The sequence below is a fragment of the Burkholderia singularis genome, assembly GCF_900176645.1.
GTDB lineage: Bacteria > Pseudomonadota > Gammaproteobacteria > Burkholderiales > Burkholderiaceae > Burkholderia > Burkholderia singularis.
Map to the genome: position 1 here is coordinate 20,777 of NZ_FXAN01000084.1, position 13,461 is coordinate 34,237.

Annotated in this window: 13 protein-coding genes and 1 pseudogene; 9 read left to right on the forward strand and 5 right to left on the reverse strand. The window is 65.9% G+C overall.

Annotation, left to right across the window (positions count from 1 at the left end; all coding sequences use genetic code 11):
• The first annotated feature begins 120 nt into the window (after positions 1 to 120).
• The 3 genes from flgK to BSIN_RS18825 all read left to right on the forward strand — a co-directional run bounded on the left by flgK (position 121) and on the right by BSIN_RS18825 (position 4,940).
• Complete coding sequence (gene flgK, locus BSIN_RS18815) at positions 121 to 2,112, forward strand: flagellar hook-associated protein FlgK (protein ID WP_089341574.1); 1,992 nt, start codon at positions 121 to 123, stop codon at positions 2,110 to 2,112.
• A 16-nt stretch (positions 2,113 to 2,128) separates the two neighbouring features.
• The gene (gene flgL / locus BSIN_RS18820) at positions 2,129 to 3,361 is read left to right on the forward strand and encodes a flagellar hook-associated protein FlgL (protein ID WP_059517403.1); all 1,233 of its coding nucleotides are present in this window, start codon (positions 2,129 to 2,131) and stop codon (positions 3,359 to 3,361) included.
• 271 nt (positions 3,362 to 3,632) lie between these two features.
• A complete protein-coding gene (locus BSIN_RS18825) occupies positions 3,633 to 4,940 on the forward strand; it encodes a solute carrier family 23 protein (protein ID WP_089341575.1) in 1,308 nt (435 codons plus the stop codon).
• A 146-nt stretch (positions 4,941 to 5,086) separates the two neighbouring features.
• Here BSIN_RS18825 and BSIN_RS18830 read toward each other — a convergent pair whose 3' ends face one another.
• On the reverse strand, positions 5,087 to 5,968 hold the full coding sequence (locus BSIN_RS18830) for a transcriptional regulator GcvA (RefSeq protein WP_089341576.1): 882 nt from the start codon (positions 5,966 to 5,968) through the stop codon (positions 5,087 to 5,089).
• Between the two features lie 97 nt (positions 5,969 to 6,065).
• On the opposite strand from BSIN_RS18830, the pseudogene BSIN_RS18835 reads away from it, so the two are divergent.
• Positions 6,066 to 6,647, forward strand: a pseudogene (locus BSIN_RS18835) (chromate transporter); the annotation flags it as partial.
• 215 nt (positions 6,648 to 6,862) lie between these two features.
• Positions 6,863 to 7,393 carry a chromate transporter gene (locus BSIN_RS18840; protein ID WP_089341577.1) on the forward strand — a complete coding sequence of 177 codons (531 nt, stop codon included), beginning with the start codon at positions 6,863 to 6,865 and terminating at the stop codon, positions 7,391 to 7,393.
• A 49-nt stretch (positions 7,394 to 7,442) separates the two neighbouring features.
• On the opposite strand, the gene BSIN_RS18845 is transcribed toward BSIN_RS18840, so the two are convergent.
• Complete coding sequence (locus BSIN_RS18845) at positions 7,443 to 7,793, reverse strand: hypothetical protein (RefSeq protein ID WP_069233458.1); 351 nt, start codon at positions 7,791 to 7,793, stop codon at positions 7,443 to 7,445.
• A gap of 90 nt (positions 7,794 to 7,883) precedes the next feature.
• Between BSIN_RS18845 and BSIN_RS18850 the strand changes: the two genes are divergently transcribed.
• From BSIN_RS18850 to BSIN_RS18865, 4 genes are all read left to right on the forward strand, one after another.
• Positions 7,884 to 8,255, forward strand: coding sequence for a hypothetical protein (locus BSIN_RS18850; RefSeq protein WP_089341578.1), 372 nt, complete (start codon positions 7,884 to 7,886; stop codon positions 8,253 to 8,255).
• On the forward strand, positions 8,252 to 8,944 hold the full coding sequence (locus BSIN_RS18855) for a YoaK family protein (protein WP_089341579.1): 693 nt from the start codon (positions 8,252 to 8,254) through the stop codon (positions 8,942 to 8,944). The genes BSIN_RS18850 and BSIN_RS18855 overlap by 4 nt, the downstream gene beginning before the upstream one ends.
• Before the next feature lie 110 nt (positions 8,945 to 9,054).
• Positions 9,055 to 9,426, forward strand: coding sequence for a glyoxalase superfamily protein (locus BSIN_RS18860; RefSeq protein WP_059517415.1), 372 nt, complete (start codon positions 9,055 to 9,057; stop codon positions 9,424 to 9,426).
• 215 nt (positions 9,427 to 9,641) lie between these two features.
• Positions 9,642 to 10,775, forward strand: coding sequence for a porin (locus BSIN_RS18865; RefSeq protein WP_069233457.1), 1,134 nt, complete (start codon positions 9,642 to 9,644; stop codon positions 10,773 to 10,775).
• A gap of 158 nt (positions 10,776 to 10,933) precedes the next feature.
• Here BSIN_RS18865 and BSIN_RS18870 read toward each other — a convergent pair whose 3' ends face one another.
• The 3 genes from BSIN_RS18870 to BSIN_RS18880 form a co-directional block, all read right to left on the reverse strand.
• On the reverse strand, positions 10,934 to 11,746 hold the full coding sequence (locus tag BSIN_RS18870; RefSeq protein ID WP_089341580.1) for a hypothetical protein: 813 nt from the start codon (positions 11,744 to 11,746) through the stop codon (positions 10,934 to 10,936).
• 44 nt (positions 11,747 to 11,790) lie between these two features.
• Complete coding sequence (locus BSIN_RS18875; RefSeq protein WP_059517420.1) at positions 11,791 to 12,354, reverse strand: hypothetical protein; 564 nt, start codon at positions 12,352 to 12,354, stop codon at positions 11,791 to 11,793.
• 334 nt (positions 12,355 to 12,688) lie between these two features.
• Positions 12,689 to 13,461 (reverse strand): lysylphosphatidylglycerol synthase domain-containing protein (locus tag BSIN_RS18880; protein ID WP_089341585.1); only part of this gene is annotated, 773 nt, incomplete at its 5' end.

Consider the following 13,461-nt stretch of genomic DNA (forward strand, 5'->3'; position numbering starts at 1 on the left):
CCGGCCGTTTCGGCGCGTTCGCCGCTTCGCGCGCGGCCTCAATTTTTCCGACGCGCGGCCGTTATCCCTGGAATCCACGCAACCCGGCGGCCGCGGCGCGGCCGGCTAATAGGATCGCGCATGTCCAATATCCTCATGAACCTTGGGGTCAGCGGCCTGAACGCCGCGCTCTGGGGGCTCACCACCACCGGCCAGAACATCAGCAATTCGGCCACGCCCGGCTACTCGGTCGAGCGCCCCGTGTTTGCGGAGGCGGGCGGCCAATACACGTCGAGCGGCTATCTGCCGCAAGGCGCGACGACGGTGAGCGTCGAGCGCCAGTACAGCCAGTATCTGTCGGACCAGCTCAATGCCGCGCAAACGCAGGGCAGCGCGCTGTCGACGTATTACACGCTCGTCGCGCAGCTCAACAACTACGTCGGCAGCCCGACGGCCGGCATCTCGTCTGCGATTTCGAACTATTTCAGCGGACTGCAGACGGTGGCGAACAACGCGTCCGATCCGTCGACGCGGCAAACCGCGATGAGCAACGCGCAAACGCTGGCGAGCCAACTCGTCGCGGCCGGCCAGCAGTATGCGCAATTGCGTCAGAACGTGAATTCGCAACTCACGAGCGCCGTCTCGCAAATCAACGGTTACGCGGCGCAGATCGCGCAACTCAATCAGCAGATCGCGGGCGCGAGCGCGCAAGGGCAGCCGCCGAATCAGTTGCTTGATCAGCGCGATCTCGCGGTGTCGAATCTTTCGCAGCTCGTCGGCGTTCAGGTGGTGCAAAGCGACGGCAATTACAGCGTGTTTCTCGCGGGCGGGCAGCCGCTCGTGGTCGCGAGCGCGAGCTACCAGCTCGCGGCCGTTGCGTCGCAGTCCGATCCGAGCGAACTCACGATCGTGTCGCAAGGCATCGCGGGCACGAATCCGCCGGGCGCGGCGCAATATCTGCCCGACGTGTCGCTGACGGGCGGCACGCTCGGCGGCCTGCTCCAGTTTCGCCGCCAGACGCTCGATCCCGCTCAGGCGCAACTCGGCGCGCTGGCGGTGAGCTTTGCCGCGCAAGTCAACGCGCAGAATGCGCTTGGCATCGACCTGTCGGGCAAGCCGGGCGGCGATCTGTTCACCGTCGCGAATCCGGCCGTCTATGCGAATCAGCGCAACACCGGCGGCGCGGCGCTTGCCGTGTCGTTTGCCGACAGCACGCAGCCGCCGTCGGGCGACTATACGTTGTCGTTCGACGGCGCGAAGTATGCGCTGACCGATCGCGCGACGGGTAACGTCGTCGGCACGTCGACTACGCTGCCGGCGACGCTCGGCGGCCTCAAATTGTCGATCACCGGCACGATGGCCGCCGGCGACGCGTTCACCGTGCTGCCGACGCGCGGCGCGCTCGACGCGTTCGCGCTCGCCACCTCCAATGGCTCGGCGATCGCGGCGGCCTCGCCGGTGCTTGCGGCGAGCGCGGCGTCCAACAGCGGAACGGGCGTGATCTCGCAAGGCGCGGTGGGCGCGGGCTACCAGTTGCCGTCCGGCACGACGACGCTCATCTACGACGCGGCGGCGAAATCGCTGACGGGCTTTCCGGCGGGCACGACGGTCACGATCGCGGGCACGCCGCCGACCTCGATCGACATCACGGGCCCGACGACGCGCGTGCCGTATGACGCGTCGCTCGGCGCGACGCTGACGGTGTCGAGCACGGTGCAGCCCGCGCCGGCCGGCGTGATGAACGGCGTGTCCGTCACGTTGTCGGGTGCGCCCGCCGATGGCGACCGCTTCACGATCGCCGCGAACACGGGCCTGAACGACGGGCGCAACGCGCTCGCGCTGTCGAAGCTCGTCAACGGCAAGACAATGAACGGCGGCACGGCGACGCTGACGGGCGCGTATGCGAGCTACGTGAACGCGATCGGCAATGCGGCGAGCCAGTTGAAGGCGTCGAGCGCCGCCCAGACGGCGCTGATCGGTCAGGCCACGGCCGCGCAGCAGTCGGTATCCGGCGTGAACCAGAACGAGGAGGCGGCGAACCTGATGCAATATCAGCAGCTTTATCAGGCGAACGCGAAAGTGATCCAGACGGCGAACTCGCTGTTCCAGACCGTGCTCGGTCTGTTCAATTGAGCGGGGAGGACGAGCGATGCGTATTTCCAGCGCCCAGCTATACAGCCTGAACGTCGGCATGATGAACGACCAGCAGGCGCAACTCGCGCAGCTTTACCAGCAAGTCTCGAGCGGCATCAGCTTGACGACCCCCGCCGACAATCCGCTCGCGGCCGCGCAGGCGGTACAGTTGTCGGCGGCGTCGGCGGCGCTTGCGCAGTACACGTCGAACCAGGCAAGCGCGCTGAGCGCGCTGCAAACGGAGGACACGGCGCTTGCCAGCGTGAACACCCAGTTGAACAGCGCATACAGCCTGCTGATGCACGCGGGCGACGGCGGACTGTCCGACACCGACCGCGCCGCGCTCGCCGCGCAGCTCCAGGGCGTGCGCGACCATCTGCTGACACTCGCGAACACCGCGGACGGCGCGGGCAACTATCTGTTCGCGGGCTTTCAGACCACGACGCAGCCGTTCTCGAACAAGCCGGGCGGCGGTGTCACATATAGCGGCGATCCCGGCGCGCGCACCGTGCAGATCGCCGATACGCGCACGATCGCGCAGGGCGACAGCGGCGCGAGCGTGTTCCTGTCGGTGCCGTTCGCGGGAAGCCTGCCGGTGCCGGCCGCCGGTGCGGGCAATACCGGCTCGGGCACGATCGGCGCGGTGAGCATCACGAGCGCGTCCGATCCGGCCAATGCGCACCAGTTCACGATCACGTTCGGCGGCACGGCGGCTGCGCCGACCTACACGGTCACGGACAATACGGTCGTCCCGCCGGCCACCGGCGCCGCTCAACCTTATTCGCCCGGCGCGGGCATCGATCTCGGCGGCCAGACGGTGGCGGTGTCGGGCAAGCCCGCACCCGGCGACACGTTCACCGTCACGCCCGCGCCGCAGGCGGGCACCGACGTGTTCGCGACGCTCGACACGGCGATCGCTGCGCTGAAGGCGCCCGTCGGCAGCGATCCGGTCGCGTCGACCGCGCTGACGAACGCGCTCGCGACCGCGTCGACAAAGCTGACGAATACGATGACGAACGTGCTGACCGTGCAGGCGTCGGTGGGCGGCCGCGTGCAGGAGGTAAAAGCGATGCAGGCGGTGACGTCGACGAACTCGCTGCAAACCGCGAACAACCTGTCGAATCTGACCGATACGAATTTGCCGGCCGCGATCAGCCAGTTCCTGCAAGTGCAGAACGCGCTGTCTGCCGCGCAGAAGACGTTTGTGCAGATGCAGAATTTATCGCTGTTCCAGTATTTGAATCCGTAAGCGGCACGCGCGGCGGCGTGCTGTGCCGTCTCGTATCGCTTCTTTGGGGCCGGTTGGCTGGCGTTGCGGTATTTTTTCGCGGCGCAGGCGTTTGCGCGATCGTCCGCGCTTGCCGCACGGCGGCCGTTCCACCGTCCGGGCGGCCGTGCGCTTTATCGTCCGCGCCACGCTCTCTTGTCATCGCGTTTGCCGCTCCGTACACTCCCGCGTGATTTTTCGCGCGGCGAGCCGTTCCCCGCGCGCCGTACCCGGACCAGAGGAGAGCCCCGCGATGCCCGATTCCTATTTTCCGCGCTGGCGGTTGCAGCCGCGCGCCGATGCGACCCAGGTCGTCGCGCCCGATGAGCGGCTGCCCTGGCCGCAAATGGCCGCGATGGGCGTGCAGCACGTCGTCGCGATGTTCGGCTCGACCGTGCTCGCTCCGCTGCTGATGGGCTTCGACCCGAACCTCTGCATTCTGATGTCCGGCGTCGGCACACTGCTGTTCTTCGTGCTCGTCGGCGGCCGCGTGCCGAGCTATCTCGGCTCGAGCTTCGCGTTCATCGGCGTTGTGATCGCGGCGACCGGCTACGGCGGCGCGGGGCCGAACGCCAACGTGCCGGTGGCGCTCGGCGGCATCATCGCGTGCGGCGTCGTCTACGCGCTGATCGGCGCGATCGTCGCGGCGATCGGCACGCGTTGGATCGAGGCGCTGATGCCGCCTGTCGTCACTGGCGCGATCGTCGCGGTGATCGGGCTGAATCTCGCGCCGGTCGCGGTAAAGAGCGTCAGCGCGTCGGCGTTCGATTCGACGCTCGCGCTCGTGACGGTGCTGTGCGTGGGTGGCGTGGCGGTGTTCGCGCGCGGGATGCTGCAGCGGCTCTTGATTCTCGTCGGCGTGCTGATCGCCTATGCGATCTACGCGGTGGCGGCCAACGGGCTCGGGCTCGGCAAGCCGATCGATTTCGCGAGCGTCGCGCATGCCGCGTGGTTTGGCATCCCGACGTTTCGCCAGCCGGCATTCGATCCGCGCGCGCTTGCGCTGATCGCGCCCGTCGCGGTCATCCTCGTCGCGGAAAATCTCGGCCATATCAAGGCAGTGAGCGCGATGACGGGGCGCAATCTGGACCGCTACGTCGGCCGCGCGTTCATCGGCGACGCACTCGCAACGATCGTGTCAGGCAGCGCGGGCGGCACGGGTGTGACGACCTACGCGGAGAATATCGGCGTGATGGCGGTTACCCGGATCTACTCGACGCTCGTGTTCGTTGCCGCCGCGCTGATCGCGGTCGCGCTCGGCTTCTCGCCGAAATTCGGCGCGCTGATCCAGACGATTCCGCCGGCGGTGCTGGGCGGCGTGTCGATCGTCGTGTTCGGGCTGATCGCGGTGACGGGTGCGCGGATCTGGGTGGTCAACCGCGTCGACTTCTCGGACAACCGCAATCTGATTGTCGCCGCGGTCACGCTCGTGCTGGGCGCGGGCGATTTTTCGGTCAAATTCGGCGGCTTCGCGCTCGGCGGAATCGGCACCGCGACGTTTGGTGCGATCGTTCTTTACGCGCTGTTGCGCAAGGAGAAGGAGCCGGGGCCGGTGGTTTGAGCGTCCGCGCGCTGGCGTGCGCGCATGCTTTGCGCTGCGGCGGCGCATCAAGCAATGCGTCTTCCGCTCGTCTGGTCGGCCCCGGCCGCCGACGCAATCCGGCTGCGGCGCTTGGCCGGGCGCCAGATCGCCGTCGCGCCTGGCGTTCAGCCGGCATCGGCCTGCGCTTCGAGCCATGCGCAAAACCGGTTGACGAGCGCTTCACCGGCCGTCTCGCGCGGCGCGATCCACCAGTAGCTGCGTGCCGCGATCCTCGGGCCCGGCAGCGGCGTCACCAGCCGGCCGCTCGCGAGTTCGTCGGCCATCAGCGGCAGCGGCCCGAGCGCGACGCCGAGGCTGTCCACCGCTGCTTGCAGCGCCAGATAGAAATGGTCGAACGACTGTTTCTTGCGGTTTTTCATCGGCACGCCCGCCGCGGCGAACCATTCGCGCCATGCGCCGGGACGCGTGTCCGAATGCAGCAGCACGTGGCGCGCGAGATCGTCCGCGCTTGCGATCGGCGCACGCTTGAGCAGCGCCGGGCTGCAGACAGGAATCAAGCTTTCGTCGAGAAACCGGCCGCTTGCGCAATTCGGCCAGCGGCCGGGCCCGCGGCGGATTGCGACGTCAAAACCGTCTAGCGCGCCAAGTGGCGTATTCGATGTCGATAATTTGAGTTCGACGTTCGGTGTGTCGCGCTGGAACCGCGACAGACGCGGCAGCAACCATTTCATCGCGAAAGTAGGCAGCGCATCGATGCGCAGCACGCGCGCCGCGCCGGTGTGGCGCAGTTGCTCGGTCGCAAGCGCGATGCTGTCGAATGCCGCCTCGACTGTCACGAGATAGCGGCGCCCTTCGTCGGTGAGCCTCACGCGTTTGCCGTGCCGGTGAAATACCGGCTTGCCAAGCCACGCTTCGAATGCGGCGATTTGGCGGCTGATGGCACCGTGAGTCACATGCAGTTCTTCGCCGGCGGCGCTGAAACTTTCATGTCTTGCAGCGGCTTCGAAGGCTTTCAATGCAGGAAACGGGGGGAGATCGCGTGCCATGCTTGTGATTTTAGATCACAAGCGAATGTCGGCAAAATCGTTTTGCGCCCGTGATGAACGGGCGTAATCTCGGCACATCGAAATCGCGAGGATCCCTATGCAATCTCCGCTCGAACCTGTTTCCGGCGCGCGGGCGATCGGCGTTGCCGATTTGTTCATCGGGTTTCTCGGCCTCGGGCTGATATCGTTCGGCGGCGCGCTGCCGTTTGCGCGGCGCGCGCTTGTCGAGGAGCGCCGCTGGCTTAGCGCCGACGAGTTCACCGATTTGCTCGGCTTGTGCCAATTTCTGCCGGGCGGCAACGTGATCAACCTGTCGGTGGCCGTTGGGATGCGGTTTCGCGGCGTGCCGGGCGCGCTCGCGGGCCTGATGGGCCTCGTTGCCGGGCCGACGCTCGTGGTTGTCGCGCTGGGTGTGTTGTATGCGAGGACGCAGCAGTATCCGCCGATACAGCATTTATTCGGCGGCCTGGCGGCCGCGGCAGCGGGCCTTTTGATCGCGATGGCGGGAAAGGTCGCGAAGCCGCTGCGTCATGCGCGTCAGGCGGCCTGTATTGCGGCGCTTGCGGTCGTCGCGATTGCCGGGCTGCGCATCGCGCTGCTGCCGACGATGCTGGTACTGACGCCGGTGAGCATTTGGCTTGCGTCGCGCGCGCAGCGCGGTGCGTGCGGGAGCGAAGGCGGTGCCGCAGCGAACGCCACAAACGCCACGAACGCCACGAACGCCACAAACGCCACGAACGCCACAAACGCCACGAACGCCACGAACGCCACGAACGCCACGAACGCCACGAACGCCACGAACGCCACAAACGCCACAAACGCCACAAACGCCACAAACGCCACCCCCCCGCGCTCGGCCGCCGACGTTGACCCCAACCCGCCGGGAGCACGCCAATGAGCGCCACGCTTGCCGCACTCGCGACGATTTTCGCCCAGCTTTCGCTGCTCGCATTCGGCGGCGGCAACACGATCCTGCCGGAGATGCAGCGCCAGGTCGTCGACGTGCATCATTGGATGAGCGCCCAGGCGTTCACCGCGCTGTTCGCACTCGCACAGGCCGCGCCGGGCCCGAACATGATGATCGTGCCGCTTGTCGGCTGGCATGTCGCGGGATGGCCGGGGCTCGCCGTGTCGTCGATCGCGAAATTCGGGCCGTCGTCGGTCGTGACCATGCTGGTGCTGCACGCATGGGAGCGCTTCAAGGACAAGCCGTGGCGCCGCTATGTTCAGCAAGGGATGATGCCGGTGACGGCCGGCCTCGTCATCGCGAGCGCGGTGTTGATTACCGAAGCCTCGAACCATTCGGCGCTGCAATGGGGGATCACCTCCGCAAGCGCGGCGCTCGCGTACCGCACGCGTGTACATCCGCTTTGGCTGCTGGCGGGCGGCGCGCTGCTGGGCGTGGCGAGCGGTTTCGTCGCTTGAGCCGCGGCGTTGCCACGATGCTGAGGTATTTAGGGCACGCTGCGCACGCTCAGCGCGCCGTATCGCGCGCATCGCGCACACCGCCCTTCACGAGGCCGAGCAGCCGGGCGCGCTCGGCCGCGAGGCCGGCGCCGGGCGCGGACCAGTCGAGCACGTAGCCGTGGTTCAGCGAGTCGCGCACGATCGACGCATAGTCGGATTTCGTCAGCTTGCCGTCGCGCATCGCCTGTCCGACTTCATCGCGCAGATCCGGCGTGAAGCCGGGATAGGCGGCGGCGAGCGCCGCGTACTGGCGCGCATCGATCTCATCGGCTTCGCGATTGAGCGCCCACACGACGACGAGCACGATGGCGATGAACGGCACGGCGGTATAGCGCAGAAAGAATTGAACGGCAGTCATGACAAGGCAAAGCGTTGAGACGTGATGGGAGGGGCCGGGGCGGCGGGTATACTGGCGCGCATTCGACCAATCGGAAACCAGGCTGCGCCTATGAAGCCGACGCCTTTCGCGTGCCCGCCATGCGCGATGGACAGCATCTGCACCGACGACGGCCATTATATTTGCGCGCGCTGCGCACATGAATGGCCGGCTGCCGGCGCGTCGACTGCCGCCGATGCGGACGCGGCAACGGCAATCGTCAGGGATGCGAATGGCAACACGTTCGCCGGCGGCCGCACGGCCGCGGGGGGCGAGGCGCCGGCGCTCGACGGTTTGTCCATGGCGTTCAACATGGGCCGGGCGGTGAAGCCTGTCCGGCTCGCGGGCGGTGGTCATGCAGCCAGCGGCAAGATGGAGGCATGCGGGTGGTTTCGCGCGCAACGCGTGCTGCCTGAAGCAACTATGAACGGCATGCGGTCATGAACCTCGATGCCGCCACCCGCAACCTGGGCGTTGCAGCGCTGCTCACGCTGTCGGGCGGTTTTCTCGACGCGTATACGTATGTCGGTCATGGCCGTGTGTTCGCGAATACGATGACGGGCAATGTCGCGCTGCTCGGCATCAACGTATCGGCGGGCGACTGGGCGCAGGCGCTGCATCATGTGCCGCCGCTCGGCGGATTCGTGCTCGCGGTGTTCGTCTCGCACCTGCTGGGGCTAGCCGCGCAAAAGGGCTGGGTCCGGCACACGGCATTCGTTGCACTGTGCGTGGAGATCGTGTTTCTTGCACTCGCGTCGTGTGGCTGGCCTGAATGGTCGAGCGCATGGCTGATTCCGGGCATCTCGTTCGTCGCGACGCTGCAAACGTTGTCGTTTACTCAGTTGGAGAGCCTGTCCTATACATCGGTGATGACGACGGGCAATCTGCGCCGCGCCGCACAATTGCTGTTCGCCGGCCTGATTCCCCGCTACGACGCACGGGTGCTGCACGACTCAGGGCTGCTTGCGATCATCAGTTTCTGTTTCCTGTTCGGCGCGGTGCTGGGCGGCCTGCTGACGCGCTTGACCGGCGGCAATGCGCTATGGGGCGCGGTGCTGCTGCTGATCGCGGCATTCGCGGAGATCATCCGGCGTGCGCGCCGCGGCACGCGCGTGCCCGCGCAGGACGGCTAACGACGCACCGTGCATGACGCCCGCGCACGGCGGCCCGCGCATCCGCTGCCGCATCTATGCATACCTGATACGCTCGGGCGTCAGCGAATCCCGACAGAGAGGGCGCCCCGATGCAATTTTCATCTGCGATTCCTGTGCTGCGAATCTTCTCCGAGCCGAAGGCGAAGGAGTTTTACGTCGATTTCCTCGGTTTCGTGCTCGAATGGGAGCATCGCTTCGCGCCCGGCTTGCCGCTTTACGCGCAGGTGCGGCGCGGCGATCTGATCCTTCATCTGAGCGAACACCACGGCGACGCGACGCCGGGCTCAACGGTCTTCGCGCCGCTCGAAGGCATCGATACGCTGCGCGACGAGCTTCACGCCAAGCACTACGCCTATGCGCGCCCGTCGGTCGAGCGCTACGACTGGGGGCGAGTGATGGAGATTGCCGATCCGTTCGGCAATCGCCTGCGCTTTTGCGAGCGCGACGCTCAGCGCGGCTGACTACCTGCGCGCCCGAGCGCCGGCCGAACGCCGCGGCGAAGCGCCGGCAGCCGCCCACCGTTGCGCAATGACGACAACGCCGCCCATGCGGCGTGGTCTTTTTTTGGCCGGAGCCGACATCGTCATATGATTTGCGGCTCGTCGCGCGTGACGGCGAAGCCTGCTGCGGCCATGGCCGAGTGCGGGAGACGGAGACAATTCATACAGGACAATCAATGAAACCAATGACTAAAATCGCGGGGGTTGCAGCAGGAACGATGCTGGCGATCGCGAGCCAGCAAGCCATCGCGCAAAGCTCGGTGACGCTTTGGGGCGTGGCGGATGTCAGCGTGCGTTATCTGACCAATTCGAACGCCAATAACGACGGCCGCGTGTTCATGACGAACGGCGCGATCACGAACAGCCGCATCGGCCTGCGCGGCAACGAGGATCTCGGCGGCGGCCTGAAGGCGATCTTCAATCTCGAAAGCGGCATGAACCTGCAGGACGGATCGTTCTCGGACCGCCATCGGATGTTCAACCGCGCCGCCTATGTCGGCCTGTCGAGCCAGTACGGCACGCTCACGCTCGGGCGCCAGAAAACGGTGTTGTTCGATCTGCTGAGCGATACATACGATCCGTTGACGGTCGGCAACTATCTCGAGAACGCATGGCTGCCGGTCGCGCTCGGCGCGGGGCTCTATGCGGATAATTCGATCAAGTATCGCGGCACGTTCGGCGGCCTGACGCTCGGCGCGATCTACTCGTTCGGCACCGATTCGACGTCGACGGGCACGGGCGGCTTCTCCGGACAGATTCCGGGCCACCTGGGCGCGGGCAATATGTACGGCTTCTCGCTGTCGTATGTGGCGGGGCCGATCAGCATCGCGGCGGGTGTTCAGCAGAACAGCGACAATTCGAGCCGCAAGCAGACGATCTATCACGCGAACGTCGTCTACGCGTTCAGCACCGTGAAGCTTTACGCGGGCTATTTGCGCTCGAAGGACGATACGGGTTTTGTCGACGGCTTGCTCGTGCAGCAGCAGGGGCTGTTCGCGAACGGCGCGCCGAAGGGCACGGGCCGGATCGACGACGGCCCGTTCGCCGGCGTGAGCTGGCAGGCAACGCCTGCGCTTACGCTGACGGGCGCGTTCTACTATGACCATATGCGCAATGCGACGAACGCGAGCGGCCAGCTCGCGAGCGGCAACCGCTATACGGGCGTTGCGCTGGCCGAATATGCGTTGTCGAAGCGCACCGAAATTTACGGCACGGTCGATTTCAGCAAGGTGACCGGCGCGGCGACGGTCGAGCTGCCGGGACGCAACAACCAGACCGGCGTGTCGATCGGACTGCGCAACATCTTCTGATGGCGGCGCGGCATCTCGTTTGATTCGAGCGGCAAAAAAACGGCCCGCGCAAGTGAACTGCACCCAACGGTTGGATTTGCCTCCGATTTGGGGAGGGCAGTTCAAAGCGGGCCGTTTGGCTTCGCGCCTTTTCGTTTCAGCTTTGCTTCAGTTTCGCTTCAGCGCGCGGCGAGCGCCGAGCTGTTCGCTTGTTGCGATACCTGCGTGAGAATCTGCTTGGCTGCCGCGAACGACTGGTTCATATAGATTTTCACGAACGAGTGGCCGAGCGGGTCAGTGAACAGATGCGGGCCCAGCGAGAAATTCGCGGGCATGACCGTCTGCACGATGCCGAGGCTGCCGATCACCGTATCGGAGGTGGAGGTCAGATAGCTCGAACCCGGCAGCAGATAGCGCGCCGCATTGCCGACGTTGACCGTCGTGATCTTGCCCTGCGCCTGTTCCGGCCCGGTGATCAGGAGGTTCGTCTCGAAGTTCGCATACAGCGAACCCTGCGAATGGCCAACCAGCACGACCTTGCGGTTTTGCTGCAAGTACGTGCGATATTGATTCAGATGATCCGGTAATTCGGGGATTTCGTTTTGCGTCAGGATCGAGACGTATTTCTGCTCGAGCGCGGCGTCCATGCCGCTCGACGGGATGCTGCCGCCGTCGATCGCCCGCCAGAAGTCCGCCGGGCTGGACCCTTCGATCGACTTTTGTTTGAACACCTGATAAAGATCGCTGAAGGTGCCTTGCGTTGCGTTGTAGGCGTTGCCGTACACGTAGGTGTTGCCCGCATCGCGCGTGTTCAGTTCATTTTTCAATACTTGCAGGCTCGCGAGCGCATCGTCGAATGTGTTGTTGATGCCGTTGACGAACACGATTGCCGAACCGGGCGCGGCCGTGGCGGCCCGCGCCGCGTTCAGCAGCGGCACATACGGCAGCGCGAGCAGCGAGCCGGCGATCATCAGCGTTGCTAACTTTTTCATCGGAAAGCGCCTCCTGGGTAGGGGAAAACATCAGGGCGGTAAATTCAATTCGGCAGCGACGCCGGATTGAAACTGCATGACGCGGGGCCTGGATCGTTGAAATACTGGCCGCCCGCGAGCGATTGGAAGCGAATATAGGCAAGCGTGTCGGCTTCGGTGTCGAGCATGATCGCGCGCGTGCTCTTGATCCGATCGAGCATCGTTTGCGGATCGACACCCGCCTTCGTCAGCACGCCCGGGCTGAGCGCGCACGCGATGCCCTGGGCGATCGCGTCGCCCGCGACCTTGGCGTCGGCGGGACTGTGGACGTTGTTGACTGCCTGGCTCCAGCCACGGGCGATTTGCGTGAGTGCCTCGCGCGTGCTGACGGAGTTCGCGTATTCGCGCGCGATGTATTCGGTCACGCGCGGGGGAAGCGGTGGCGGCGGTGCGCCGCGCGACGCGGCCGCCGAGGCGGCGGAGAATGCATTGGCCACTTGCGCGGGGGAGGCCGGCTGCGGATGCGCGGCGGGTCCGGTGGAAGACGCCGCGTCGGTCGACGCGATGCGCACGCCCGTCCATATGAGCGCGGCGATCGCGAGCGCGGCGGCGGGATATTGCCAACGCATGCCCTCTCTCCTGGTTATCTCGAATTTTCTTGTTCGTCTGCCGGTAGTAAGCCGCGGCCGGCCGTGACCGCTGCATCGGCTGCCGCGCCGGGCAGCGGCTTGGCAACCTTACTTGAATTCGGTGCGAACGGAAAGGGGGCGACGCGCAGCGCGTATGTCAGGCCAGCCATGCGGCTGCGCGAGTTTCGCGGCTCGGCGCGCATGCCGGTCTTAAGCCGCCTGTCGCAAAACAGTACGCATTGCCGATCAAATATGGCCAAGCCCGATCATGCGCGCCTAAATTGAAGATCGCGTGACGCGCGTGCATTTGCTTGGCCACACGCGGGGATGACACTCAGGATTGGCGTGCCGTGACTGCCGCCTCGGCGAATTGCCATGCGAAGAGCCCGGGTACGAAGATCAGCAGGTCGCGGATGCGCCGCGCCCCCGCGAGCCCGAGACAGGTTGCCGGATCGAGCCCGAGCGCGCCGCCGATCAGCACGAAGCCGCCTTCCTGCACGCCGAGTCCGCCCGGCACGAAGAACGCGGCGCTGCTGACCGCCTGGATCAATGCCTCGATCGCAAGCGCATCGACGAGCGACGGATGGGCGCCGAGAAAATGCAGCGCGAGCCAGATTTCGAGCGACGTCGCCAAATGCTGTAGCGGTTGCCAGACGAACAGATAGCGCAGTACCACGCCGCGCTGTCGCCAAATCGCCTTGAGCGCGTCGTCGACCTGAGCGGAGCGTTCGACGAGCGACGTGAGTTGGCCGCCCGCGACGCGATTGAGCGCCTGCATCGCGCGCTCGAATGGCTTCGCATGCTGGACGAGCGCGAACAGAATCACGAGCGGCGCGAGCGCGGCGAGCCCCCACGCGAACATGCCGGCGACGTGCAGCGTGCCCGACGCCGTGCGCGTCAGCAGATAGCCGACGCCCGCGAGCGCGAACAGCGCCTGGCTGATCAGCGTGAGCTGGATATCGGCGACCAGGCTTGCCGCCGATGCCGGCGCGCTGATGCCGCGCGCGCGCAGCAGGCGGAACGACACGAGTTCGCCGCCGATCCGCGCAACAGGCAGCAGCCCGTTGATCGATTCGCGAATCCACACGAGCCGCAGCATCGCGGCGA